26 protein-coding genes and 1 pseudogene are annotated in these 24,401 nt (G+C 57.9%); 3 read left to right on the plus strand and 24 right to left on the minus strand.

What is annotated here, in order from left to right; translation table 11 throughout:
- Positions 1-17 precede the first annotated feature (17 nt).
- From ACYVDM_RS06680 to ACYVDM_RS06700, 5 genes are all read right to left on the minus strand, one after another.
- Complete coding sequence (locus ACYVDM_RS06680; protein ID WP_415791599.1) at positions 18-671, minus strand: class II aldolase/adducin family protein; 654 nt, start codon at positions 669-671, stop codon at positions 18-20.
- Positions 668-1,951, minus strand: coding sequence for a 3-oxo-tetronate kinase (otnK, locus tag ACYVDM_RS06685; RefSeq protein ID WP_415791601.1), 1,284 nt, complete (start codon positions 1,949-1,951; stop codon positions 668-670). The genes ACYVDM_RS06680 and otnK overlap by 4 nt, the downstream gene beginning before the upstream one ends.
- Positions 1,952-2,177: 226 nt before the next feature.
- Positions 2,178-5,684, minus strand: coding sequence for a hypothetical protein (locus tag ACYVDM_RS06690; RefSeq protein ID WP_415791603.1), 3,507 nt, complete (start codon positions 5,682-5,684; stop codon positions 2,178-2,180).
- 175 nt (positions 5,685-5,859) lie between these two features.
- Positions 5,860-6,321: a hypothetical protein gene (locus ACYVDM_RS06695; RefSeq protein WP_415791605.1), complete on the minus strand. Its 462-nt coding sequence runs from the start codon at positions 6,319-6,321 to the stop codon at positions 5,860-5,862.
- Between the two features lie 120 nt (positions 6,322-6,441).
- Positions 6,442-7,233 (minus strand): transglycosylase SLT domain-containing protein, encoded by a 792-nt coding sequence (locus tag ACYVDM_RS06700; RefSeq protein WP_415791607.1) that lies wholly within the window; start codon positions 7,231-7,233, stop codon positions 6,442-6,444.
- Between the two features lie 378 nt (positions 7,234-7,611).
- On the opposite strand from ACYVDM_RS06700, the gene ACYVDM_RS06705 reads away from it, so the two are divergent.
- Entirely contained in the window at positions 7,612-8,445 is an 834-nt protein-coding gene (locus ACYVDM_RS06705; protein WP_415791609.1) for a tetratricopeptide repeat protein, read from the plus strand.
- A gap of 436 nt (positions 8,446-8,881) precedes the next feature.
- On the opposite strand, the gene ACYVDM_RS06710 is transcribed toward ACYVDM_RS06705, so the two are convergent.
- The 19 genes from ACYVDM_RS06710 to ACYVDM_RS06800 form a co-directional block, all read right to left on the minus strand.
- Positions 8,882-10,222, minus strand: coding sequence for a type II and III secretion system protein family protein (locus ACYVDM_RS06710; protein WP_415791611.1), 1,341 nt, complete (start codon positions 10,220-10,222; stop codon positions 8,882-8,884).
- Between the two features lie 39 nt (positions 10,223-10,261).
- A complete protein-coding gene (locus tag ACYVDM_RS06715) occupies positions 10,262-12,400 on the minus strand; it encodes an FHIPEP family type III secretion protein (RefSeq protein WP_415791613.1) in 2,139 nt (712 codons plus the stop codon).
- Positions 12,397-12,732: a hypothetical protein gene (locus tag ACYVDM_RS06720; protein ID WP_415791615.1), complete on the minus strand. Its 336-nt coding sequence runs from the start codon at positions 12,730-12,732 to the stop codon at positions 12,397-12,399. Before ACYVDM_RS06720 ends, ACYVDM_RS06715 begins: the two co-directional genes overlap by 4 nt.
- The gene (locus tag ACYVDM_RS06725; RefSeq protein ID WP_415791617.1) at positions 12,716-13,126 is read right to left on the minus strand and encodes a hypothetical protein; all 411 of its coding nucleotides are present in this window, start codon (positions 13,124-13,126) and stop codon (positions 12,716-12,718) included. The genes ACYVDM_RS06720 and ACYVDM_RS06725 overlap by 17 nt, the downstream gene beginning before the upstream one ends.
- A gap of 15 nt (positions 13,127-13,141) precedes the next feature.
- Positions 13,142-14,032, minus strand: a complete 891-nt coding sequence (locus tag ACYVDM_RS06730; protein ID WP_415791619.1) for a SctD/MshK family protein — start codon at positions 14,030-14,032, stop codon at positions 13,142-13,144.
- Positions 14,033-14,157: 125 nt separating this feature from the next.
- Complete coding sequence (locus ACYVDM_RS06735) at positions 14,158-14,319, minus strand: hypothetical protein (protein WP_415791621.1); 162 nt, start codon at positions 14,317-14,319, stop codon at positions 14,158-14,160.
- 180 nt (positions 14,320-14,499) lie between these two features.
- A complete protein-coding gene (locus ACYVDM_RS06740; RefSeq protein WP_415791623.1) occupies positions 14,500-15,558 on the minus strand; it encodes an EscU/YscU/HrcU family type III secretion system export apparatus switch protein in 1,059 nt (352 codons plus the stop codon).
- Between the two features lie 30 nt (positions 15,559-15,588).
- Positions 15,589-16,422: a type III secretion system export apparatus subunit SctT gene (gene sctT, locus ACYVDM_RS06745; protein WP_415791625.1), complete on the minus strand. Its 834-nt coding sequence runs from the start codon at positions 16,420-16,422 to the stop codon at positions 15,589-15,591.
- Positions 16,410-16,679, minus strand: a complete 270-nt coding sequence (locus tag ACYVDM_RS06750; protein ID WP_415791627.1) for an EscS/YscS/HrcS family type III secretion system export apparatus protein — start codon at positions 16,677-16,679, stop codon at positions 16,410-16,412. The genes sctT and ACYVDM_RS06750 overlap by 13 nt, the downstream gene beginning before the upstream one ends.
- A gap of 6 nt (positions 16,680-16,685) precedes the next feature.
- A complete protein-coding gene (sctR, locus tag ACYVDM_RS06755; RefSeq protein ID WP_415791629.1) occupies positions 16,686-17,342 on the minus strand; it encodes a type III secretion system export apparatus subunit SctR in 657 nt (218 codons plus the stop codon).
- Entirely contained in the window at positions 17,335-18,366 is a 1,032-nt protein-coding gene (gene sctQ / locus ACYVDM_RS06760; protein WP_415791631.1) for a type III secretion system cytoplasmic ring protein SctQ, read from the minus strand. Before sctQ ends, sctR begins: the two co-directional genes overlap by 8 nt.
- Complete coding sequence (locus ACYVDM_RS06765) at positions 18,356-18,838, minus strand: hypothetical protein (RefSeq protein ID WP_415791633.1); 483 nt, start codon at positions 18,836-18,838, stop codon at positions 18,356-18,358. Before ACYVDM_RS06765 ends, sctQ begins: the two co-directional genes overlap by 11 nt.
- Entirely contained in the window at positions 18,835-20,175 is a 1,341-nt protein-coding gene (locus tag ACYVDM_RS06770; protein WP_415791635.1) for a FliI/YscN family ATPase, read from the minus strand. Before ACYVDM_RS06770 ends, ACYVDM_RS06765 begins: the two co-directional genes overlap by 4 nt.
- Entirely contained in the window at positions 20,175-20,777 is a 603-nt protein-coding gene (sctL, locus tag ACYVDM_RS06775) for a type III secretion system stator protein SctL (RefSeq protein ID WP_415791637.1), read from the minus strand. Before sctL ends, ACYVDM_RS06770 begins: the two co-directional genes overlap by 1 nt.
- On the minus strand, positions 20,774-21,436 hold the full coding sequence (locus ACYVDM_RS06780) for a hypothetical protein (protein ID WP_415791639.1): 663 nt from the start codon (positions 21,434-21,436) through the stop codon (positions 20,774-20,776). The genes sctL and ACYVDM_RS06780 overlap by 4 nt, the downstream gene beginning before the upstream one ends.
- Positions 21,437-21,438: 2 nt before the next feature.
- Positions 21,439-22,218: a type III secretion system inner membrane ring lipoprotein SctJ gene (sctJ, locus tag ACYVDM_RS06785; RefSeq protein WP_415791641.1), complete on the minus strand. Its 780-nt coding sequence runs from the start codon at positions 22,216-22,218 to the stop codon at positions 21,439-21,441.
- 3 nt (positions 22,219-22,221) lie between these two features.
- Positions 22,222-22,629 carry a hypothetical protein gene (locus ACYVDM_RS06790; protein WP_415791643.1) on the minus strand — a complete coding sequence of 136 codons (408 nt, stop codon included), beginning with the start codon at positions 22,627-22,629 and terminating at the stop codon, positions 22,222-22,224.
- Between the two features lie 36 nt (positions 22,630-22,665).
- Positions 22,666-22,875, minus strand: coding sequence for a hypothetical protein (locus ACYVDM_RS06795; protein ID WP_415791645.1), 210 nt, complete (start codon positions 22,873-22,875; stop codon positions 22,666-22,668).
- A gap of 43 nt (positions 22,876-22,918) precedes the next feature.
- Complete coding sequence (locus ACYVDM_RS06800) at positions 22,919-23,551, minus strand: hypothetical protein (protein ID WP_415791647.1); 633 nt, start codon at positions 23,549-23,551, stop codon at positions 22,919-22,921.
- 60 nt (positions 23,552-23,611) lie between these two features.
- On the opposite strand from ACYVDM_RS06800, the gene ACYVDM_RS06805 reads away from it, so the two are divergent.
- Both ACYVDM_RS06805 and ACYVDM_RS06810 read left to right on the plus strand, forming a co-directional pair.
- The gene (locus ACYVDM_RS06805; protein WP_415791945.1) at positions 23,612-23,791 is read left to right on the plus strand and encodes a hypothetical protein; all 180 of its coding nucleotides are present in this window, start codon (positions 23,612-23,614) and stop codon (positions 23,789-23,791) included.
- Positions 23,788-24,216, plus strand: a pseudogene (locus ACYVDM_RS06810) (tyrosine-type recombinase/integrase); the annotation flags it as partial. The gene ACYVDM_RS06805 and the pseudogene ACYVDM_RS06810, both read left to right, overlap by 4 nt.
- Positions 24,217-24,401: the final 185 nt, after the last annotated feature.

Raw genomic sequence — 24,401 nt, forward strand, 5'->3', positions numbered from 1 at the left:
GATGGGATATAGCGCGTTTACCAGCGCACACCAAACGCGGTGCGCAGCTCGTCGATCTGTTGTTCCGTCAACGTGTCGGCACCCGTCATCAGCCACAGGCGCGCCGTTTCTTCCAGCTCTTCGAGCACAGCCATCGCGGCTGCGGGAGATTCGTGCCAGACGTTAGGACCTAACCGGTCCAACATGACGGCACGCAATGGCGCGCCGGCGCGCTGCCCTGCGGCGATGGCGTCGACCACCAGATCGCCGACCTGCGCGTCACCCGGGCGGCAATACGGAATCAGCGGCACATGACCGACCTTCATCACAAAGTACGGTGTGATCGGCGGCACGACATCCGAATCCTGCCACACGCCTTTCAATGTCAGCGCCACCAAATGCGTGCTGTGCGTATGGATCACGCAACGGGCAGCAGGCTCGGCAGCATAGATCCGACGATGCAACACAATAGTCTTGCTGGGACGCGCACCTGCCGGCACACTGCCGGCCGCATCGACACGCACGAGGTCCGCCGGCGTCAGACGACCCAAGCACGCATCTGTGGGCGTGATTAACACACTACCGTCCTCGAGCAGCGCACTAATGTTGCCTGCAGTCGCATGCACATAGCCGCGCTCGAATAACGATCGGCCTACGAAACATATCTCCTCGAGCAATGCAGCCTCGCTCATACGGACGCCTCGTCGTTCAACATCTCAAATGCCTTGATAAAGAAATCATCGCTGCCGAAATTGCCGGACTTCAGCGCCAGATGCATGCCGTCTTCGGATGCCGCCGGGCTGTGCGCATAGCACCACGGCACGCCTGGGTCGATCTGTGGACCGATCTGCATGCGATCGATACCGAGCGCCTGTACGCAAGCACCCGACGTCTCACCGCCCGCGACGATCAACTGCCGCACACCACATTGCACGAGACCTTGCGCCGCGGCGCCCAATGTCCGCTCGACCAGCTCGCCCGCTACCTGCGCCCCCAGCCGCGCCTGCACAGCCTTGACTGATTCGACGTCAGCCGTCGAATACACCATCACGCGCTCGCCTTTAGCCAATCGCAGTTGCGTCCACGCCAATACCTCTGCGACGGGGTCCTTTGCCTGCGCGAGTTGCACAGGGTCCAGTGCCAAAGCAGCACCACCCGCATCGATAAAAGCGCGTATCTGACGCTGCGTGGCAGCCGAACAGCTGCCAGCAAGAATCGCTTGTGCCCCACCGGGTATTGGCAATCGCTGAGCGCTGGCATTAGGTGCAAACCCCCACTGCGCGGGTAGCCCCATCGCCAATCCGGACCCGGCAGTCACCAACGCCATGTCGGCAGTCGCGGCGCCCAATGCCAATAAATCCTCATTGTCGATCGCATCAACAATGGCGATCGACACACCCTCTTGCTCGATCTGTCCGAACCGCTGCTTGATTGCATCAGGTCCTTGACGCACAACACGATGGTCCACCAATCCCACACGCCGCTCACATTGCGCCTGCAGCACCCGCACGAGGTTGGCATCCGTCATAGGCGTCAGTGGATGATGGCGCATGCTGGATTCGCTGAGCAGCACGTCACCCACAAACAGATGCCCCTTGAACACCGAGCGTCCGTTATTGGGAAATGCTGGCGTCGCGATCGTGAACGTGGTGCCCAACGCGTTCATCAACGCCTCCGTTACGGGCCCGATATTGCCCTTGGAAGTGCTGTCGAATGTGGAGCAGTACTTGAAGTAAATCTGTGCCGATGGATTCAGCCTGCGCAACCATTCGCTCGCCTGCACCGACTCTGCAACAGCCTGGGCGCCGGGGGTAGTACGGGACTTCAGCGCTACCACCACGGCGTCGGCATCGATATCTGCCGCGTCCTTCGGCACGCCGATTGTTTGCACGACACGCATACCCGCACGGACCAGATTGTTGGCCACGTCCGTCGCACCCGTGAAGTCGTCTGCGATACACCCAAGTCGCATTATGTCCCCTATTATTGGATATTTGCGATAGTGATATTACGTATTCGTATGATGTTTTAGAAACTAGGGCAAACCCTAGCCCTGCGGCCCTCGGCGAATGCCGCGGCGAACAGAACGCAGAAATGCAAAACGCCAACCCCGAAGGGTTGGCGTATGGGTCAGGTTGGTTCCTAAGTATTCACCACAATCTCGAGCAGAAACCAGATCAGCTGAATTCGCGCAAAGATCAAGACAACCCGCCCTGCCCCTCCATATCGGTATTCAGGTTATCGCCATCGCCTTTGTAGTCCTCGTGATTGTCCTCATCCAGACCGAAGGTTGAGGAGAACTGCCCGCGTTCCTCGGCTTTCTTGCCGCTCTCACTATCCCAATAACTCAGGAAGTGATCCACTTCCTCATCGCGGTAATCGAAGATGCTGATGCCGTCCGGTGCATCCCGCTGGCCATAGCTGGCCATATAGCTATCCAGGAAGCGGAATTTGTCCAACCCGTCCTCGGTTAAGAGACCCTGATCGTTCAACTGGGTCATGAACTCCTGCATGTCTGCACGGTAACTGTCGATCTGGTTGGTCTTCTTGATGTCGTTGATGATGTCGGGAATGACCGTCGCGATGGATAACACCGCGGAGACAAGGAAGGATGGCGCCGCAGCGACCTTGACGAACTGCAGGCTCTTGAGCAGACCCAGTGAAGACGCGACGCCGCCCGCCAGACCAAAGCCGCCAGCAGCGACCTGAAGCGCACCCTTGGCCGTCGTGGTATCGTCGCCGGACGCCAGCCCCTTCTTGATGGTCAGCGCCCCAATGGCGATGTCCGCCGCCCCCACAAACGTATCGGCGCCAGCACTGGCCACCAGGAGATATGCCGAGGCCCCCTTGTGCAATCCACTGGCCGGGCTACCGTCCGGCCCCTTGACGCCGGGCCGGGTCTGAATCCCCTCCTCAACCGCCTTGATGATTTTATTGCCTTCCTTCTCGTCGATCTCGAACTCACCCATCCGGTTTTCGTAGGTTTCTCGGTTCGTCGAACTCGACAACGCGTTATCCACCGCGTCGTAGAAACCAGCGTAGTTGTTGTGTGCTCCGGCGGGCGTGGTTGCAGAGGGGCTTCTCAGCAGATCGTCCAGCGTCTTGTCCAAACCCAGCAACGACCGCGCCGGCTGCTTTTTCATTGCGTCGATTTCGGCCTGAGTCTTTACTTCGCGCGTTTCGTCCTCAAGCGGGTTCGGCCCGTCTCCCTCTCTCGGCGCATCGCTGGCAACGTATTTCTTGTCGATCGACTCGTTAAACTCGATGACGCCTTTGTTGTGCTCACCGATGATATGGTTACCCAGATCGGCGAAGTGCTTGCCGGCACCGACGAAGCTGACAAAATCCTTGGCGATAGCCAGCCGTTCTTCAGGCGTGTCGGCCAGTGTTCCACCCTTTCCTGCCAGCTGATAAATTCCCGAGGCCAGTGAAACCATGCCGCCCAGTGAGCCGATGACGCCAGCCTTGGTCATGGTTTCGAAGAAGGCGCGCCCACCACCCTCCTCAAGGCCCTTGTATTTGCCGCTGCCGATGATTTTCTCGACATCCTTTGTCGTCACTTCGCCGGTATGCGAATATTTCGCGCCGAGCTCGGCCATTGCCTGCGCAAATTCTTTACTGGTCTTTTTGTCGCCCAGCATGCTTTCTAAGAATTTCTGTGCTTCGGCTGCGCGGCGCCCCAGATCAAGCCCTGCCTTCTTGATCAGCGTCAACAGCATCTTGCCCACATCAGAACCGGCAAGGGTCAGGTTTTCTTCGCTGATCTTGCTTGGATCAGCCATCAGCGCGTCTAGCTCCATCGTCATGCTGTCGATCTGCATGTTCTGGGCAAACTTGGCCGCGGCTTCTGGGTCGGCTGCCAAAAGTGACGTATACGTCGAGGAGATGTCATCCTCGGCCACTTGCTTCATCTTGGGATCCTTGCTGAGCTCCTGGATGTACTTCGCATACTCCGAGCTCTCTGCCATCTCCTTCAGTTCTTGGACAACCTTGTCGCCACCTTCGACCTTACCGAGCGCAGTCTTGCGGGCTGCAGTAATGTCCTTGGTCACCGCCTCGGACTTCATCAGTTCCGCGATCTGTTCATCGACCTTGGCACTGTCGATGATGCCTTCCATGTCGCTGCCCGTGACAGCGCGGGTCGTGACACCCTCGCTAATGTTCAGCGTATACATCTGCGCGCCATTATCAACAAACGCGCCAGCCTTCATCGCGTTGTAGAGCTTCGCACGGTCATCATCGGCCTTGATCGAGCCGTCCTCGATGCCGGTTTTCCAATCGGACATGACCTGCTGCCAGGCGGATTCGGTCACCGTCAGGTTCTTGCCGTCGGCGCCTTTGTCCGAGGTCATCAGCTGTGTGACGTCCTGCTTGTCCATCGGCGGCAGGCCGGCTTCCTCGCGTGCTTTATTGACGGCGTCGATGCGTTCCTTTTCGGCCGCGTCCTCATGCTTGGGAGTGATTTCGTCGGGCATCTCGCCCTTCAATGCGTCAAAACCGTATTTACCGAAATCCTGCAGCCGGGCAGCCTCGGTATTGGTCTTGGCTCGGCCTTCAGGATCAAAGCCGTTGATCTTGCCATCGCTGGTCCCGCCAGTCGAGTTCCCTGTGGCATCATAAGTCTCGATATGCTTCAGAACCTGCTCGGCGCGGAAGGCGGCATCGGCGTCATTCTCGAAATCGCCAACCTGTTCCTTCAGCATGTCCTTGACACCGGACTGGTTACCCAGATCCTTCAGCAACGGATTGTTTTCGATAATGTCCTTGGCGCTGCGCTTGTCCGTTTCGGGACGCTCCCAATGGATGCCGAGAGCTTCGGCCTTGGCGCGCGCGTCCTTGTCATCGGCAGCGTTTCCGCTGTCACGAATCTTGCCCTTCAGGCTTTCGAAACCATATTTGCCAAAGTCTTGCAGACGCCCAGCCTCGGTGCCATGATCCGCCTCGCCACTCTTACGGAATCCGTTGATTTCGCCGTTCCCAACGTCCCTGCTGGCAACGCGATTTCCATCCTCATCGTATTGCTCGATGTGTTCTAGCACCTGCGCAGCACGGTGCGCCGCATCAGGATCGTTTTCGAAATCTCCGACCCGCTCTTTCAGCATCTCCTTGACGTGACTTTGATTGCCAAGGTTCTTCAGCAACGGGTTCTTATCGATGATGTCCTTGGCGGTTCTATCGTCACCCTCTGGCAGTTCCCATTCGATACCCAGGGCCTCAGCCTGCTCTCGAGCCTTGGGATCCTCGGATGCGCTTTCGATATGTTGCAGCTCACCCTTGAGGTTGGCGAAACCGTATTTACCGAAATCCTGCAGCCGCCCGGCCTCGGTCCCGTTATAAGCCTCGTTGTCCTTGGAGAATCCGTTTATCTCGCCATTGCCGATGTCGTCGCCAACCAGGCGCTTTCCGTCACCACCGAAGCGCTCGATATGTTCCAGCACCTGCACGGCGCGGTAGGTCGCGTCGGCATCCACGCCGATCTTGCCGTTCACACGCTTTTCTAACGACTCGCGCACGCCCGCTTGATTGCCAAGGTTCTTCAGCAGCTCGCTGTCGTCCAGAATTTCCTTCGCTGTACGCTTATCGTCTTCGGGACGCTCCCAACGGATACCGGCTTCCTTTGCCTGCTCCTTCGCCTCGTCCCAGGCTTTGGTGTTGTTAGGATCGACCGATTTGGGATCAACGGGGGCAGACGCGACTTTCGACATGAGAACGTTCCTGGGCAATAAGGGGTTAACGTAGCTTGCTGAAAAAACTAAACCATCTCGATGACACAGCCGTGACGCATCGACTCGGCCGTCTTCTGCTAGCAAGTCTTTTCTGCCGCATACATCACGGCAGGACAGCGTCGCCGCCCTGCTTGCGGCCGCACTCTGAGATCAGTTACTGCGGGCGCTGCTTGCTGGCATCCAGCGAGGCCTTCTTCTCGGTCGTGACCTTGGTCACCTCGGCGGACATCGCGATGGCGCGATCAAAAGCGTCGCTCATTTTGGCCAAGGCCTCTTCCGCGGTACCCGTCATGCCGCCCTCAGCCGCCCACTCGAAGTTCCAGACTCCCGACAAACCATCGGTACCGGCCACGTCATGGGTTTCCACGGCGGTAAAGATGGCCTCGTGACGAACCATATAGGCGGCAGCCGACTGCACATCCTTGGGCACGTCACCGCTCTTGTTATCGGCCAAGTCTTTCAATTCCTGGATATTGATTGCTGACTTGCCCTTACCTTTCAGATAATCGACCAAAATCTGACTGGACTTGGCCGAATCAAGATACTGGTCGAATTGCGACGAAGGCTGGTTCTGCGAGGGCTGGACGACACCCGCGTTTGGCATGGCTACTGACATTTGAACTCTCCACACAAAGTTTTAAAAAATTCGGCCAGTCGATATGGCCCTCGGAAATATGTCCTTGATGGCGCAACCAGAAAAGGCCGGGAATTGAAATGAATATCCTGCGAAAAAAATCTAGTACAACTGGTTTCCGCCGGGGAACCCATCGGGCATGACATTGCCTTGATCAAGCATCTCGCGATAGAAATTCACCTTTTCTACATAATTCTTCGTACCGAATCCTGTCGTGGAAATGGAAGCATCGGTCATATCAACGGAAAGAGGGCCCGAGTTATATGCGCGCAGTGCAAAATCCCAATCGCCGAACTGGTCGTGCATTTCTTTGAGATACATTGCGCCCGCCATGATATTGGAGCGCGCATCGGAACTGTCGCCTGTGATCAAGTCCGGATTCTTCGCCTTCATATCGGCAAACGTTTCCGGATTCAGTTGCATCAAACCGGAATCCGTCATTCCGTTTTCCCCGTTGACCGAACCGGCCGACACGACTCCTTTCGACTCGTCCCAGATCACTGCCGCAAGTAGATTCGGCGCAATACCCGTCGCCTCCGAGGCCGCAAGAATCTCATCCCGGAAAGGCTCCAATTGCGGATTCAAATTCGAGCTCAACGCCTTGCTGTCGCCAGAACCTTCCTTGGTAGGCGGTTGCGCCTGATCTGCGGCACCGTCGCCACGAGGGGCGGTTACGCCGGGCTGTTCCACCGCGTTGTTTTCCTGCGGAATCTCTGACGGAGAAACACCGGCATCGGGTACCTCTATGCCCATCGCCTGCATCGTCGTACGTGCTACTTCCAACTCAGCCTCGAAATGCTTGCGCAGCGCGTCGTCTGTCGCCGCATTGAGACGTTCTGTACGGTCAGCGTGGAAAGCCTGCCATCCGCCAATGGAATCCGTTCCTGCCTGCATATCACTCTCCCGATGAAGCGAGGGATCTCGATACCGTCACGCCATACTCAAGTTAAACCATCGAGTTGAAATAGCAATACGACGTTTGTTGCCTTGAGCCTGACGTGCGCCTTGATCCGTAAACAGTCGAAGCGTGGCGTTTCCTATAGCCACCAAACCCCTACCGCATTACCAGCAAATTAGCGTACCCGCATGACGCCACTATGACGCATGTAGTGGTCCAATCAAGCTTCATCATGGCTATACAGATACTGCGGTAGCCATGTTTTTATATGACGCGAAAGCCGTCGTCCGCGTGCACCTGTCATGCACACGTCATTGAAAAGTCATTCAATGCATGGTTGGTTTATGCATGGAATACATAGTATGGGAATACAGATGCTCCGCCTCTTTGCTGCGATACCAGCCGTAGTGCTGATTACAGGCTGCGCCGGCCATCTGTTTGCTGATAAAGCAGAAAACCGCCTGACCACACTGGCGGCGGAACTCGACCAGAAAGGGGACACGACATCCGCCATCGCACTGTACGAACGCGCCGCGATGGCGATGCCAAACAATCCCGATATCCTGCTTGCGTTGGGCCGCGCGTATTTGCGCAATAACGATCCCCAATCGGCCACCACCGCCTTCCAGCAGGTCTACCGGCTGCAAGAAGGTGCCCCCCGAGCCCTGCTTGGACTAGGCCAAGCGGCGCTCATGGAGGGCAGAGTCAAGCGTGCCAGTGATCTCATTGCGCAGGCGGCGCCTGCGCTAAATACGTTCGGCGCCTACAACTTGCTGGGCATCAGCCGCACCTTGAACGGAGAAATGGATGCCGCCATGTCCGCGTTCCAGAGCGCGCAGCGGCTTGCGCCAGCCAATCTGGAAATCAAGACCAACGAGGCATTAGCCTACGCGCTGTCCGGGCAACCGGCGATCGCCATCGAGCAAGTATCGGCAGTCACCACATCACCATTGGCCGAAATACACCATACGCGGCGGGCGATTCTCATTCTGATGCTGGCCGGAGACGACAAGCAGGCCATCGCCTTGACACACGAACTCCCAAAATCCGAACGTGCTTCGCTGATAAGTCGTGCCGAACACATCCGTGACTTGCCTACTGTTGCGGAAAAGGCGGCCGCCATCGGGATCACGGCCTCACTGAGGACTCCCGTCCCGGCTAGCAGCATATCCCCGCCATCATCCAAAGACTCACCCGCTGCACAGTGACCCCATCCGCCTTGAGCATGACTCCGTTTGCGACGACAATGCCGGGCATTCACCGTGCTAGTTCGAAACGCCGGATTCAGTGCTCTGTTGATCCGGTGGGCCATCTTGTATACCCCCCAAGTAACGTTCCACGGCGGCGGCGGCCGGCGCCACAAAAGCCGGCCCCATTTCGCGCCCCTGCAGCAGATCTCTTTTGTCGGCGACCATACCCAATAAATTCAGGGCATTAGCGCAACCAGGCGGTAAAAACCCGCCTGGCCGCATACCCACATCTGACAAACATGCACGGGGAAGATAGCCAATATCACCCCCGGGGCCAACCACGCCCACATACCTCGGCGAATAACTCGTTTCAGACATTGTCGTGCAGCCAAGCATGCTGCTCAGCGCAGCAGCGCAAATGATGTTCCGGACACCCGTCTTCATCACATTTCTCTCAGAATACATAAAAGCCGAAATCCAGCGCGTTGCGCCGGACTGCGGCGGTGCTACCGGCGGCCAGAATGGCGGGGTTCTCGCTGTCCGGATCCAGCGGCGTCGCACTGGCCTGGTTGGAAACCGGACGCACCAGATAGGGCGTAATCAGAATCACCAATTCGGTCTCATTGCGTTGGAAACGCTTGGATCGGAACAGATTGCCCAGGATAGGGATGTCACCGAGTAAAGGCATTTGATCAGCATCCGTGGAGCTATCGCGCTGGAACAGGCCCGCAATCGCAAAGGTCTGCCCGCTGGCGACTTCAACCTGCGTGTCCGCTCTTCGCACCCGGAATTCCGGCACCCTTACTCCAGCGATCTCCACGATCGCCGTCCCGGCCAGTGTACTGACCTCGGGTTTGACCTGCAGCGATATTCTATTGTTGGGCAGCAGGGTCGGCGTGAACTCCAGCGACACCCCATAGGATTTATATTCAATGCCGACCATATCGCTGGTAACGGGCACCGGCACCGGAATTTCACCACCAGCCAGGAAGCTCGCCGAACGCCCCGTCACGGTGGTGATGTTCGGCTCTGCGAGGATTTCCAGCACCCCGTTGCTCTGCAAAGCATCCAGGATAAGATCGACATTGGCGCTGCTCGAACTGAATCCGCCGGTCGCCGTGTTGGTAGCACCAGTACTCCCGGACAGCGGGCCGCCCGTGATCAGCCCGAAAGTGAACGACCCGGAATTGATCAATGCCTGCCAATTCACGCCGTAGCTCAGTAGTTCTCGGCGCGAGACTTCGGCAAAGCGCACCCGCAAATTGATCTGTTGCAAATTCGCTTGCGTCATCATGTTCACCGCCTCGACGCCTTCGGACGCGTGCCCATCAAGTAGGGCATTCTGCCCTACGCCTTCGTCCAAATCATCGACTTCGCCTCTGGCGACGATGCGGTGGCCGCGGACATTTTCCCGTACATTTCCTGCCAGCCCGACACCGACCTGCACTCTCGCATTCGCGACCACGTTGTGCTGCGCATCCAGGGCCGTCACGCGCGTGGTGCCGACGTTCTTGCCAAACAGATACGCTGAGGTGGTGCTGACCATTTCTACATCCGCAATATTTTCGTTCGCGACCATCACTGAGCTGACAGGACGATCGAAACGAATGATCAGCCCATCGTCCTTGCCAACCGTCCAACCAGTCTGCGCCGCGATCACCGTCGCGACGGGCGCCATCGACCCACTAATAAATACCAGCACGACCAGCAGCAGCCGAACGGCCGCCAGCCAGCGTTTTCCAAACACCGAATTCGCTTGCTCGCTTGTTTTTTTTCTACTGTTCGGAAACGCCATGAAGTCTTCCCTATGCCAATAAATAGTTCACGCTGACGCTCACGCAGCCGCCTTTCCTGCTTCGTTCAGCGACTGCGTGTCCAAGGCCTCCAGGCGTCCATTCAGGCCCAGCATGCCGAGGGGGTGCGACACATAACCGCTTGCCAACTCGGTATACGACATGACGGGAATGGTCACTCCATGCCTGGACAGGTGGTGGTACATGTACCGACGCATATCCGCAGCAATCATCAATACCGCCCTGGATGTGCGCCCCGCCACACTCGGCACCGCCTGCAAGCCGTCGATTAGACGGGCGCTCAGGCCTACCGATAGCGTGCTGCCACGCCCTTCCTTGGACGAAAGTTCCCGACGGATTTCTTGTTCCAGGTCCCGCGAAAAAACGTAGACGGCGATCGTGCGATGCGCATCCGCATATTGATGGCAGATGTGGCGAGACAAGGCAGCCCGGATGCTTTCAACCTGCGCAGGCAAGGAATTGCCTTCCCCCATCCTCGCCAGCACCTCCAAAACTGCCCTGAGGTTCCCAATGCACACCCGCTCTTCCAGCAGACGTCTGAATATCTCTGCCATCCGCTGCAAAGGCACGGCGTGCAAAGCCTGGCGAACCAACTCCGGAAAGCCCTGCTCCAATTCCCCCAGCAATTGCCGAGTCTCTTGTATGCCGAGGAACTCTGGCGCATGCTGAAGCTGGATGGCCAACAGATACTCCGCCAGCGCCTCTTCCGGTGTCAGGCACACGCCACCGAGTTTCTCGATTTCCTGTATGTGCTGACGTGGCACCCAAACAGCGGGCTGGCCTTCGAAACTGACGGTTTCCTGCGGTTCGACTCCCAACACTTCCAGCATCGACAGATTGCCATGGGCAAACACGCATCCCGGGTGCAATGCTCCGCCTGCCACTGGCACCCCATCCAGGTAAATACTGAACAGGGGGTCAGCCAGTAAATCATTGAGCTTGAAGCCGATTGGCTGGAACGGTATCCCCAAGGCAATTTCGGCACGAATTCGGGCATCTTCGAGCGCCAACTGTACTAGCTGCAGATTGAGCACTGCAGCCAGCTCCGGGCCGACACGCAGCGTCACGCGCCCCGACGGGGGATCAACCCAATCAGACAACATATGGGCTGCGCTGACTTGAACGGCACCGGCATCGCCCTGCCCTTCCTCCGCCGCCTCACCGTCATCCACCCCGACAGCAGCGGTCTCACGCCGACGGGCCGCGTACGCCGCGCCCCCCAACAAGAGGGCGATAACAAGAAACGTATGCATGGGAAAGCCAGGCACCAGCGACAAAAGCACAAGCACGCCCGCACACAAGGCCATGACCTTCGATTGCGCACCCAATTGACCGATGATTTCCGCACCCAAGTCGACGTTCTGGCCGGAGTTGACACGCGTTACGACAATCCCGGCAGCTACCGCGGTCATCAACGCGGGAAGTTGCGCAATCAGACCGTCCCCCACCGACAGCAGTGAGTAGGTATGCACCGCGTCCGAGAACGACAGGCCGTGGCGAACAGTGCCGATAATGATGCCGCCCATCAGGTTGACACAAAGAATAATGAGACTAGCAATTGCGTCGCCCTTGACGAACTTCATGGCGCCATCCATGGCGCCAAACAGCTGGCTCTCACGCTCCAGGTTCTGACGACGCAGCTTGGCCTCTTCCTTGTTGATATCACCGTTGCGCAGGTCCGCATCGATACTCATCTGCTTACCCGGCATGGCGTCGAGGCTGAAGCGCGCACCCACTTCAGCGACGCGCTCCGCGCCTTTGGTGATCACGATGAATTGCGCCGCCGTGATGATGAGAAAAATCACCAGACCAACGACCACATCACCAGCAATGACGTACTCGCCAAACGCAGCCACGATCTCGCCGGCATCCGCATCGCGGAGAATGAGGCGCGTGGTGGTGATGGACAACGACAGGCGAAACAGGGTGCTCAACAGGATGATGGGAGGCAACGCGGAAAAGTCGGCTGCCCGAGAACTGTAAAATGCCACGATCAAGACCAGCACCGTAAACGCGATGCTGAAACTGACCATGACATCTACCAGAAAGACCGGGATGGGGATGATCATCATCACCACCACCAGCAGCAGGAAGGACGCGACGACGATGTCGCTGCGGCCCGCCGCCATCCGGACGATACGATTCAACAAGCCTTTCACGCCTTCGCCTCCGGCCCGCTATCGTACCGTGCCAGCAATTCCGTGGCCGTGTCCAATTGGCCCAGCGCCAGGTGCGCGTTGATTCGCAGCAAGGCCAAGTCGGACGCCGACACGCCCAATGCCTCCATTTTGTTGGTCACGGTGAGTGCACGTGTGCCGTCGCCCGCCATAGCGAACAACTCGGCCAAGCCATGCAATACATCGATATCGACGGGGTGCATGTGATGGGCAACCAATTGATACACCAGGCCCCGGCGCACATGCCCATTGAGTGCAAGCAACCGCGCCCGGCGGCACAGCCATTCCGTACTAAGGCTATCCCAGTCTTCCATCCGGTTCGGCCTCCGGTGCGTCTTCCTCGAGTTCTTCTTCGTCGGCCAGATCGGCACCCAGCACCCGCAAATGATGATCCATGTCTTCGGACAGCAACGATGCCGCCGCACGGCGCACGTCAGCAGGCAGATCAAGCGCCGGCAGCACGCTATCGAGTAGATGCTGCAAAATCGTGACGTTTCCCACCGTGTCCGATAATTGATCGTCGATAGGCGGCGCGGCGTTTGCCTGCTCGGTTCGGTCAACAAGCCGACGACGGCTGCTCGAGGCCCGCCTGAGCGCCGGTTCGGGCCGCTTTTCCTGAGAAGAAAAAGGCGAAGCCTCGGCCAATCGCCGCAGCCCCTGCATCTCGCGCGCGCGCCAGAGATCAACATCCGATCGAGTGATCCGCATTATTCCGGTATCCCCTCACAGCCCGAAAATATGCTCTTGTCCACCGCGAACCAGAACTATTTGCCTTTTGTCTATGCTCTTCAACATCCAGCCTTCATTAAGCATGGTTCCCTGGTAATGGCGCTCGCCTTCGACGTCGACGATATAGGGGCGCTTTCCCAACCAAACGGCCGTAATGGCGACTTTGGGGACCTCCACATCAACCATCTTTGATCTGAGTAAATAACGCGATCCATAACGCAGATCGAACCATTCCTGCACGGCCTGCCATCGCGCTTTGCTGTGGTCGGGCAGTACACCTCGAACTTCGGCCACGCTGCCATCAACCTGGACCGCCATGTCCTGCAAGCCCGCTACCTGCAAGCGCGACTGCAACGCCCGACGGACTTCTTGCGCCGTGGGCGCCGGCAAACGAACATGAGCGGTATCGGGCTTCGTGCCGGCCTGGGCATTCTTTGCCGCGCCCGATTCTGGCAATAGCAGGTAGCCCCCCATTGCCCCCAGGCAAACCAGCCCCAATAGCCAAGCATTGGCGTACAGGCCACGCCGCCAGGGCAAGCGCGCCAACCGGTCATGCCGCCCCACCCCGCTCACGTCATCCTCAATCCGCAACTGCACGCTTCCTATGGAAAAGCGGCACGGCAGACGGCTTTCTGCGATATGCCCCATTGGCAGTTTGCGCAAACCGTCTATCAGTACCGATTCCGCATACGATTCCAGCCTGACGCAGCCGTTGCTGACCTCAACTGTCATATGGCACGGAGCAACTCCTTCATCCCGTACGACGAGATCGCCATCGAGATCGGCCCCAAGGCGATATTTGACATTTTCATGGATGCGCGTCCTGGCTCCTGCATGCATGCCGCTTGCTATATGCAATGCAAGTGATTCGCGGCGCTCATCCATACAATCGACACCATCCGGAATCGATACCGGCCAGCAGACATATCATTACTAAATTGGGCATGGCGGATACATAAAAAACAGAAAAGGGCCGGAATCGTTCCCGGCCCTGCCACCGATAAAGGCTATTAGTTAGGACGTTGCTTGCTAGCGTCCAGTTCCGCCTTTTTTTCCGTGGTGATTTCGGTAACCTTGGCTGACATCTCGATCGCGCGATCGAAAGCCGCTTCCATTTTTGCCAAGCCGGCTTCGGCGCCGCCACCGGTATTGGTAGGAGAAACGTTGCTCATAATTGACTCCAAAAAAAAATATGAAATTGAACACTCGAAGAATAGAGGGCTCATCAGATACCCCTGCGAGCAAATCCATTCTGCTTGGATGAAATGACCACGGCATTACATTTTCATAGCATTACAAACATACAGGCGATTGCAAAAACATGGCCGCCACGTAGCCTGGGCGCGCCATCGTCATATCAGGCCCACTTTGACAAGGACTTCCGCCACTCGGCCAAAATGGCGTTCCGGCAGCGGCTCCCCCAGAGAGCATTGGCGCGCCACCTCGCCAGCGAGGCTCGGGTCGTACACGTATGGCGCGCTCTTTTCATGGCGCTGCGCCCATGCCTGGGCCGCCTTGTCCGGAGGGACCACATGCACCACCACAGGCACCTTGGTTTCGCCACGGATATACCGTATACCGACGATCCAGCCCTTCTCGCTCCCGATCATTACAGAGGCCATATGCTCGCCCCGGGCAGATGAGCCTGCCTGCGTGGCCATGCGCTGCCGGTGTCTTTCCTTGCGGATTTCCGGCGCTCCATCCATATCCTTGCGTTCCCGTTTCACTTCGCTATGCGACATGCGCATATCGCGCGCGAACAGCCATTTCTGAAGCAGCAGATCAAGTATCCCGGTACCCAAAAATGCCAAAATCGCGGTAATTGCAATGGGAATGAATAAATGGTTGAACGATGCCAGCAGACAATCGGCGCCACAGGACGGGGCGCCGAACAGAAAAGGCAGGCTTTTTTTATACGCCATGAAAAATGCCACGCTCAATGCCGCCACTTTCAACAGCGCCTTTAGAAACTCCACGACGTTTCTCAGACTGAATAATCGTTTGAATCCACTGATCGGGTCGACTCTCTTGATATCCGGTTTGATAGGTTCTGTCGAAAAGACGATTCCCTTGCTAATAAGGACGTTTCCGATGAAGACAACAAGCACGATAAGCACAAACAGCGGAAAAGTCGTAGACATCAACGCATCCAACGCCTCTACCACGACGGCCCCCCAGACTTCTGAGAACTTCATATCTGGCGCCCCCAGTATCAGGGCCACTCTGTCGAACAAATCAATCGCCCGGACAGCCATGGTCTGCGCTGACAAGCCCAGATAGACCGTAGATGCCAGCACAACCAGCGCAGTAATCATGTCCTGGCTTTTCGCCATCTGCCCCTTTTGCCTGGCGTCCCGCAGTTTCTTGTCTGAGCCTGGTTCGGTCTTTTCTTCGCTCGATTCATTGCTCATTTTGTACCTCCGGCACCCATGCTTATCACCTTACCGGCGCATCGTGCCTACCCAATCGGACACGCCTTGGGCCGACGCCACCAGACTCGCCATATCCGGCAACAGCACCGCCATGTAAAGGACGAGCAATATGGCAAACAGCAAGTTCTTCACGGGCAGAGACAAATCAAAAACGTGCAAGCTGGGCGCCATGCGCGACAGATATGCCATCATCAGGTCGGAAACCAGAATGGCTATCATCAAGGGGGCAATCATCATGACCGCCAGTCTCAGTACGTTATCCAGCAAACCCAGCATTGCTAGCCCCAAGCCATCCATGACGGGGAAAAACCCGCCGACCGGCCAGATGGAGTAACTGGTGTACAACCCCTGCAGCATGAAGAACAGCCCGTCTGCCAGGAAAAACATGGCCACCATGATGACGCCCAGCAAGGTAGCAGTCACGCCAGACTCCGTGGCGGATAACGGGTCGACCAACTGCGCCATCGTCGAGCCCCGCTGCAGATCGATCAATTCGCCCGCCGCCTCGGCGGCCCAGATAGGCACGCCATAGACTGCGCCCAGCACCATGCCCACCAGCATCTCTATCACCAACGCACCTATCAGGCGATGACCGGCATGGGAATAACCGTCAATGACTTCCGGCAGCAACATGGGCACCGCCGGCGCCGCGAATACCAACGCGATCATAGTGCGAAGCATGCCGGTAATGCCCAGGCGGTTGAACACCGGAGAAATCATCACCAGCCCCAGGCAACGCGCCATGGCCAGCGACGTGGCCATGATCGCCGGATACGCGGCACCCAGCCATAACAACGCCCCGCGCCACCATAAATCCGCCGAAGCGCCCGCTACCGTGTCCATAAGGGAAACCCGGTCAGCAACTGATCTGCCAGCTCTGACACCTGCCCCGCTAGCAATGGCAGGCCGAAGATCAGCGAGAACAGCACCGCCACCAGTTTCACCGCCTGCGGCAGGGTTTGATCCTGGATCTGCGTCAGGGCCTGCAGCAACCCCACACCCAGACCAATGACGATCGCAATCAACAAAGCCGGCGCCGAGATGATCAGGACCGTCATCAATGCCTTGTTCATCAGTGAAATAATCAGCGACTGATCCATCTCCGTTCAACCTCCATAGCTGACGATCAATCCATGCATCAGACGCGACCATCCGTCCACGATAACGAACAGAAATATTTTCAGTGGAACGGAGATCAGGGCGGGCGACACCATCATCATGCCCATGGCCATCAGTATGTTGGACACGATCAAATCAATGACCAGAAACGGGATGTACAACAGAAAGCCAATTTCGAACGCCCTGGCCAGTTCGGAACCGACGAAGGCGGGCACCAACACAACCAGGTCGTCGTCGCGCAAATTCTGACGCGCCTGTTCAGACCATAACCCCTCGGTCGCGTTCAGGAAGAACTCCCTTTCTTCGGTCGAGGCATATCTGGCGAGGTGTGTCTGCAAGGGTCCGCGCACGCGGCTAGCGATATCGGTCAAGTCTTCCATGGAATTAAGCTGTATCTGCACCCCCTGGAACTGATGGCTGATCTCGCCGATCAGAGGTGCGGTGACGTAGCAGGCCAGGATAAGAGCAATACCGTAGAGCACCAGGTTCGGCGGCGTCTGCTGCACACCCAGTGCATTGCGGATCAGAAACAGCACAACAGAAATTTTCAAGAACCCTGTCATCGTCACGATGAACAGCGGCAGTAGCCCTACCGTTGCCACCAATAGGATGATGACGCCCAGATTCGGCTGATACTCAGCCATTTGAATCTGCCAGCCTCGTTACCCGGACACCGAGCACATCGTCTAACCGTACTAACTCTCCTTGCCCGATCTTCTGCCCATTCACCATCAGGTCTACCGCCTGGTCAGCCCGCCGGCTCATCGGCAGCACCGACCCCGGTTTGAGGGCCTTCAGATCCGCCATGCTCATGGCAAGGCGGCCGACTTCACACACTACCGGCACGGTCAATTGATCCAACATCACGGACGGAACTGCTTCCGTTTCGACATTGATTTCTTCCACGGAAACCTCTCTTCGTTCATCGATATACCAAGCGCTGCCGATGACATAACCGCCATCCTGCTCGCGAACATCAGCCAGCAGGGAGGGCGCTACAGCCAAATGCAGCCCATCCAACGGCCGGCTCAACAGCACGACATCCCCCGGCCGCAAGGAACTCAACTGCACCAGGCTCAGCATCTGCCGCCCGGCCTGAAGCGCCGCCAGGATAGGCACACGCTGCCAGACTTCCTCTTGAGCCTGCTCGCGCGGCAGGCGGCTCACTGTGGCGTCGGGCAAATCCAGCCATATCAAGGCGCCCTGCGACTCGTCGGCGCCGTCAGGAAACAAGGCCACACGGCGAAGACCGACGGCGGCATTCCGGTGCCCGTCCTTGGGCGACAGCACGAAGTCATGGCCGCACACGGCCTTCAAACGTGACAGCACATTGGCCATCGCCCAGGACAGTAGAAAGACCCGCAGCGGCGGCGCGATCTCGGGCCACGGCGTTTGGCGCGGGCGGGACACGCCGGCCCGCAGGCATGCGCCATCCAGCCATTTGGCGTCGGCAAACAAGCGACCGTACGCGCCATCCACCTCAAGCGCCACGCAGCACGCATCGGCCGGTGGAGTCTGCTGCACCTCGCGCAAATTGAATGTGATCGACTCGTCAAATAGACTGAATACCAGCGGCGACAATGCCACGCCGCCTTGCAACGCGGCCGGGTCGCATATGGGTAGCTCTTGCCAGAGCGGCACCACCGGAATGGCAACATCAACGGCCATGGCGCGCCCCCTGCAGTTCGTCGGCCAAGAACTCCTCGCGCAACGCATTACGTCTGGACTGCCGACGGCCATGCCAGGCCGCCAACTCGTTGCAGGCCTCCAGCTTGCGCGCACATTGCGCGTGATTCGCCGTAAGGTGATCGAGCTCCGCTTGCACCTCCGCCAACTTGCCTTTCAGGTTCTGTAACGAAACCTCCATCTGCACTACTTGCCACGCATCGTCACTATCCTGATCGTGAGCATGCATGATTTTCCGGCTATCGAAAGGTTCACTGAACAGCTCCTGCCAACGCTCATGCTTTCGTTGCTGTATCGAAACCATCGTTTCCTCGGAACGATGGCTCTCGTCCAGGAACTCCTGCTCGACGCGTTCGCACTGCCTGGCCTGAAGACTCTTCAAATACAGCAGCCGCTCCTCGCGCCGGAGACGAATTTCCTTCACAGTAAGGATTTTCTTCAGTTCCGTACTCACGCCATCAACTCCATCAAGCGGCTGCGCGTCTCGGAAAAACTGGATACCGTTTTCATGTCCTGGCACAGGAAGCTCTCTATCGCCTCGTGGCGCTGGATCGCGACGTCGGTCTGTGCATCCGTGCCGGCAGCGTATTCGCCCAGCCGGATAAGCAATTCCACTTGCGCATAGCGCGCCATCAAGTCGCGCACCTGCGCGGCCGCATTGCCGTGCCGGTTCTGTACGACCTTGTGCATCAGACGGCTTCGGCTGCGCAGGATGTCGATCGCCGGAAACCGGTTCCTGCGCGCCAACTGAGCATCAAGCACGATGTGCCCGTCGACGATAGAGGTGACCTCCTCTGCGACGGGATCGGCTTCGCCGTCACTTTCAACCAGCACCGTGTAAATGCCGGTGATGCTGCCGCGCACGCCCGGACCGGCACGCTCGAGCAGTTCCGGCAATGCTGCAAACAACGAAGGCGGAAATCCCCGACGTGTGGGCGGTTCGCCCACGGCCAGACCAATTTCGCGACGCGCGCGCGCATACCGCGTCACACTATCGACCATCAACAGGACGTGCTTGCCGGTATCCCGGAAATACTCCGCCACGCAAGTGGCCGTCTCGGCCGCCTTAACCCGTTCCAGGGCCGATTTATCCGAAGTCGCCACGACGGTAACCGTGCGAGCGCGGGTGTCCTGGCTCATTGCATCTTCCAGCCATTCCCGGACTTCACGGCCCCGTTCGCCGATCAGCGCCAGCACGATGACATCGGTCTGCGCGCCCGCCAACATAGAGGCAAGCAGCGAAGACTTGCCTGCGCCGGCCTCACCCAGGATGGCCACCCGCTGACCTCGGCCCACGGTCAAGAGCCCATCGATGGCCCGGATGCCCAATGGAAAAGGCTCGCTGATGCGTTGGCGCTCTATCGCCGCCGGCGCTGTGCCATGAACAGAGCGCAGGACCATCTCGCCTACGCGGTGCGGCGCCCGCGGATCCAGGTTGTGTCCGAACGCATCGATGGCCGTGCCCAGCAGCGACTGGCCCACCGCAATGGAGAACCCCCGCGACGTCCGGTACACAGGGCAACCGGCGCTGATGCCGTTTGCCTTGGCCATCGGCGCCAACCAGGCCAGCTCATCCGCGAAACCCACAACTTCCGCGGGAACCGGTGCATATTCGGGCATGCTCGGCTCGATACTGCAGAATTCACCCAGCGTTGCCCCAGGTAGCCAGGCTCGGATGGTCAGCCCACGTATTTCCTGGACTTTTCCTTGCCTGGGACGGGTGTCGACCCCTTGCATGGCGGCATGAATGTGATGCAGGGGGTCCGCGTCATCCCGTGTCAGTCCTACCATTACTTATTCTCCTCGCCGGCGCGAGGTAGTGCCTTGAGAATACGCTCCCATTGGGCGTGCGGCGTCAACTCGATGATGCCCGCCGGCGTTTCCAGAAAGCATTGCGATTCCTGTAAGGAATCATCTGCACGCAGCACGACCGCACGGGCCAGATGGTGCATGGCCTCTTCGCCGAGAATCGCGGCCATCCCCGGCGCCACCCTCAAGGTGAACCTGCCGGACTCTCTCAATTCGCCGATAGCCTTACGCGCGGCAAACATGACGAGGTCCTGATCAGGTATGCCATCGAGGATTTTTCTGAGCGCGGTATCGATCACCCGTACCAGATGCGGTTCCAACTCGGTCTTATACGACTCCCGCTCGGCCGAAATCCGTAGCGCCAATTCCGCCGCCTCGTCCATCGCGGCACGCTGGCCGCTTTCATAGCCCTCGTGCCAGGCTTGTTCGCGCAAGGTCTCCGCTTGCGCAAGGGCTTCGCTTCGTATCGTGTCCGCTTCTTGCCTGGCCTGTTCGAGAAAGCGTTCGCCCTCGCGCCATGCGGCCAAACTTTCGGCACGCACGATCAAGGCATCTTCTCGAACCGCTGGAACATTCGCACTCATGAAGACTCTCGCAGATTACGATTCAGGACCTCGACGAGCGCCACAGCCGATTTCTCATCGACATGCCAGATACCATCCACGCCCGCCCCATCCAAACTCAGCGGCTGCTTCAAATGCACCCATGCCGCCAGGTCCTCGTCCAGCAACGAGACCTTGGTATCCAGCACAGCAAAACCCACATCGCAGATCCCGGATATCCACTCTTGGGCGGTATCCGGCCGGCGTCGAACCTGCGCGGCCGAGGCCGTATCGTCAGCCAGATCCTGGCCCAACTCCACCCATCGCCACCACGACGCGCCAAAATACGTTTCCAGCGATCTGAGCACAGGCGCCCGCAATTCGCGCGCCAACGCCTGCGACCAGAACATCAGGCCGCAGGCACCGGCTGCCCGTTCCCAGCCCGCCACGTCCAGAGCCGCCAAACCGGCTTCCTCGGGCGCGACGGCCAACTCCGCCAACGGCTTTACGCCCAGTGTTTGGCGCAGCAAATCGACGAGCGACGACCTGAACGGCTCCACCGCGAAGACCTGCCGTAGCAGCGATTCATCCTGGATCTGGATGGGCGCCAAACACCGCGTCAAATTTGCCACGTGCACACCCGGCAACGGGTTTTTTTGAAATCGTTCCCACTCGCCGGTAGGCGTCGTCGTCTTCGCCATGATCACGACGCTTGGCGATAGATACGCGTCCCTCTGGCAGACCGGGTCATGAACCACCATGTCCCGCCGCCAGCCACGATGGCTGCCAAGAGCCAGATCAGCAGCGACCACTGGGCGAGCCTGCCGACGCTATGCTCAGGCACGGGCACCCCCAGCCAACTAGCCATCTTGGGCTCGGCTGCGATTTCCTCGACGGACACCGCCACTGGAATCACCGACACCCGCTCGTAGTCCAGCCCGGAAATGCTCCCCGCCACCAGCGACTTGATCTTCGGAATCAAGGGCTCGACATCTACGCTCGCCTCATAGCGAACAAATACGGCGGCGGACGCCGGACGCGTCTCCTTACTCCGCAAATCCGTATCCGGCAAGTCCACATGCACCCGGGCGGTACGGATGCCGTCTACCTGAGCCACAGTATTGGAGAGCTCCTGGCTCATGGCATAGACCAGTTGCGCCCGTTCCTGAATAGGCGAAGCCACCAGACCGTTGCCTTTGAAGACATCCCCCAGGGAATCGAAATGGGCCTGGGGTAGGCCGGCGGCCTCTAGCACCTGCACGGCCGATGCAAAGCGCTCTTCATCGACCATCACGGTCAGACTGCCGTCCTTGGTGCTTTCCCGCCTGGCTTCGATGCCATGCTTCATCAGTACGGAAATCATCTGATTGGCTTGCCGCTCATTCAGGCCCGAATACAGCTCCGTTTTGCAAGCCTGCAAAATCAAGACGCACATGACCAAGGCAACCGTGCGCAAAGTGCGCCAACCGATCAAATCGAACACGAGTCATTGGCCTCGAATCAGAGTATTAGCGGCGCCGGAAACCTGGGTTGCGCTGCGGACGACAACCTGGGTCTCGATGGAATAATCGAACATGCGATTCAGAGCATCCAGCGCGGTCATCACCCTCTGATCTGTCTCCTGACCCGTATTCGCGGCCTCGGTTTTTGGCATGGCGTACACGCGGTCGTGACTACCCGCCACGTGCTCCACCCGCGACGAGGCTAGGCTGGCTCGTTCCAGATACCCATCGAGATACTTAGCCACCACCTGGCCGATCTCACCAACACTTGAAAGATGTCGGTCACGTGCCTGCAGGGCCATGACTTCGAACAAGTCCTGCGACGCAGGATGCGCGCCGCCCTGATGCACGGAAACGTCCAGGGCGACGCCAGAAGCGCTCGGCAAATCCATTATCTGCTCTCTTTTACCTTACCCCAAACCGAGAGATCACTCATCGGACTGGGCTTCGCTGAGCATCTCGTTCATACGGGGCATAATGATGGTCTGGGCCAGCGCCACCACGCCCGTCAGCATCGCTTCGTCCAGCCGTGCCTGATCTTCTGAAGAATTTGCTTGGGCATTCTGAACGGCGACGTCGAACGAGGCTTCCGCTGGCGCATTAGGTACCGCTGCGGAATCAACTGGCATCACTGACATATTCTTGCTCCTGAAAACGTTGCATGACAAAACACACCCGGCCTCACCTGGAGACCATGACTCGCTGGCGACCGGCCTTGCCCCGATACACCGTAATCTCCGCTACGCCCTGGCTGTGGCTAAGGGCCAGGCCAGGACTACTGGTCACGCGCCGACTATTCACTACGGCTGCAATAAGTTCACGAAAGGATGTCGGCCCCGTCACAACTAGCGCTGGCGACCGGTCATCCAATACGATGTTGATACCCGCCCCTTGCCTCGACCATTCGCTCGCCAACGCCTGGCGTTGTTCCGCCTTCATCGACGGCACTGGCAGCAGCTCCGTGCTGTTTTCTTTCCGGGTACTGACAAACAGCGTATTTCTATCCATATACCAGACCAAATCGTGGGCGTCGGCCAAGCTACGCAGAAACGCATCAGCGCTATCGACATGTCGCATACCACGCACCACACCGCCGACATTCGGCGACACCTTCGTTTCGATGCCCAGATTGCGCCCGAACTCGCTCAGTACGATCCGCAAGTCCTGCTCGATCACCAGATACGGATAAGGTTGATTCAACATGCCGATCTGAGTCACAGCATGGGCAGACGCACAACCCAGCCCGATGCTCAGCACAGCACCAAGCAGCGCCATGCGAACACCGAAAAAGCGGAATATGCCTGCCCTTTGCATCGCACGACTCCTACACCCAACGGCGTCCATTATTGAATTCAATAGTGACAAGCACATTGCATGCAGACGGCCGATAGTAAATATTTCAACCCATTGATTTCGAAACTCGCCATCTACGTCGGCCGAAATCTGCGTAACGACGACGTGGTCGCCACGTTAACTCAGGTATGTTCCATGCACGGTACTCTCCACGTTGGTATGGCGGAGAACCGCAAGAAGCTCATTTTCAAAGCGCTCTGAATGACGGTGCTCTGGCAGTATTCGAGCGCAGCTTGAAGACCGCCGAGCGATGGGCCTTCACAAGAAGAGAAGATTTATCGACTCGAATCGAACAAAACAACAGACGAGACTTTAGTCATGCTTGCAAGGCCATTGGCATTGAGGATTTTCACTGGCATGACCTCCGCCATACTTGGGCGAGTTGGCACGTCCAGCGCGGGACACCACTGATGATTCTTAAGGAGTTCGGGGGCTGGGAGACCATTGCAATGGTGCAAAAGCATGCACACCTTGCCCCGAGTCACATTGCGCCTCGCGCCCGAACAGTGAACGTCCTTGAGACAGCTGGTCAAGGAAGAGGAAAAGTTGACCAGCGGATTTTTCAGTCAGGATTTGGTCAAGACTCAAGCACAAAAACAAAACGCCACTCCGAAGAAGTGGCGTAAGTGTTTGATAACAATAGAATTCTGGTGGGCTGTGAGTGGCTCGAACACTCGACCTACGGATTAAGAGTCCCAATAATCCGTATTTTGTGAGATTTCACGACACCGCATGAGACGAATAATTCTATTTAAAATCAATTAGTTATTGTGAATTCTTGTTTTTTATGGTCTCATTTAATGGTACGAAA

It is taken from the genome of Bordetella tumulicola (assembly GCF_054779135.1).

What these genes read in the sequence shown, in the direction of transcription:
- ACYVDM_RS06735 (WP_415791621.1), bottom strand. Translation starts at nt 14,319, where the DNA reads ATGAGCAACGTTTCTCCTACCAATACCGGTGGCGGCGCCGAAGCCGGC.
- ACYVDM_RS06780 (WP_415791639.1), bottom strand. Translation starts at nt 21,436, where the DNA reads ATGGCGAAGACGACGACGCCTACCGGCGAGTGGGAACGATTTCAAAAA.
- sctT (WP_415791625.1), bottom strand. Translation starts at nt 16,422, where the DNA reads ATGGACACGGTAGCGGGCGCTTCGGCGGATTTATGGTGGCGCGGGGCG.
- sctQ (WP_415791631.1), bottom strand. Translation starts at nt 18,366, where the DNA reads ATGGCCGTTGATGTTGCCATTCCGGTGGTGCCGCTCTGGCAAGAGCTA.
- ACYVDM_RS06805 (WP_415791945.1), top strand. Translation starts at nt 23,612, where the DNA reads ATGCAGACGGCCGATAGTAAATATTTCAACCCATTGATTTCGAAACTC.
- ACYVDM_RS06680 (WP_415791599.1), bottom strand. Translation starts at nt 671, where the DNA reads ATGAGCGAGGCTGCATTGCTCGAGGAGATATGTTTCGTAGGCCGATCG.
- ACYVDM_RS06730 (WP_415791619.1), bottom strand. Translation starts at nt 14,032, where the DNA reads ATGGATGAGCGCCGCGAATCACTTGCATTGCATATAGCAAGCGGCATG.
- ACYVDM_RS06770 (WP_415791635.1), bottom strand. Translation starts at nt 20,175, where the DNA reads ATGGTAGGACTGACACGGGATGACGCGGACCCCCTGCATCACATTCAT.
- ACYVDM_RS06750 (WP_415791627.1), bottom strand. Translation starts at nt 16,679, where the DNA reads ATGGATCAGTCGCTGATTATTTCACTGATGAACAAGGCATTGATGACG.
- ACYVDM_RS06695 (WP_415791605.1), bottom strand. Translation starts at nt 6,321, where the DNA reads ATGTCAGTAGCCATGCCAAACGCGGGTGTCGTCCAGCCCTCGCAGAAC.
- ACYVDM_RS06740 (WP_415791623.1), bottom strand. Translation starts at nt 15,558, where the DNA reads ATGAGCAATGAATCGAGCGAAGAAAAGACCGAACCAGGCTCAGACAAG.
- sctL (WP_415791637.1), bottom strand. Translation starts at nt 20,777, where the DNA reads ATGAGTGCGAATGTTCCAGCGGTTCGAGAAGATGCCTTGATCGTGCGT.
- ACYVDM_RS06795 (WP_415791645.1), bottom strand. Translation starts at nt 22,875, where the DNA reads ATGTCAGTGATGCCAGTTGATTCCGCAGCGGTACCTAATGCGCCAGCG.
- ACYVDM_RS06690 (WP_415791603.1), bottom strand. Translation starts at nt 5,684, where the DNA reads ATGTCGAAAGTCGCGTCTGCCCCCGTTGATCCCAAATCGGTCGATCCT.
- ACYVDM_RS06720 (WP_415791615.1), bottom strand. Translation starts at nt 12,732, where the DNA reads ATGGAAGACTGGGATAGCCTTAGTACGGAATGGCTGTGCCGCCGGGCG.
- ACYVDM_RS06790 (WP_415791643.1), bottom strand. Translation starts at nt 22,629, where the DNA reads ATGGATTTGCCGAGCGCTTCTGGCGTCGCCCTGGACGTTTCCGTGCAT.
- ACYVDM_RS06700 (WP_415791607.1), bottom strand. Translation starts at nt 7,233, where the DNA reads ATGCAGGCAGGAACGGATTCCATTGGCGGATGGCAGGCTTTCCACGCT.
- otnK (WP_415791601.1), bottom strand. Translation starts at nt 1,951, where the DNA reads ATGCGACTTGGGTGTATCGCAGACGACTTCACGGGTGCGACGGACGTG.
- ACYVDM_RS06725 (WP_415791617.1), bottom strand. Translation starts at nt 13,126, where the DNA reads ATGCGGATCACTCGATCGGATGTTGATCTCTGGCGCGCGCGCGAGATG.
- sctR (WP_415791629.1), bottom strand. Translation starts at nt 17,342, where the DNA reads ATGGCTGAGTATCAGCCGAATCTGGGCGTCATCATCCTATTGGTGGCA.
- ACYVDM_RS06710 (WP_415791611.1), bottom strand. Translation starts at nt 10,222, where the DNA reads ATGGCGTTTCCGAACAGTAGAAAAAAAACAAGCGAGCAAGCGAATTCG.
- ACYVDM_RS06800 (WP_415791647.1), bottom strand. Translation starts at nt 23,551, where the DNA reads ATGCAAAGGGCAGGCATATTCCGCTTTTTCGGTGTTCGCATGGCGCTG.
- ACYVDM_RS06705 (WP_415791609.1), top strand. Translation starts at nt 7,612, where the DNA reads ATGCTCCGCCTCTTTGCTGCGATACCAGCCGTAGTGCTGATTACAGGC.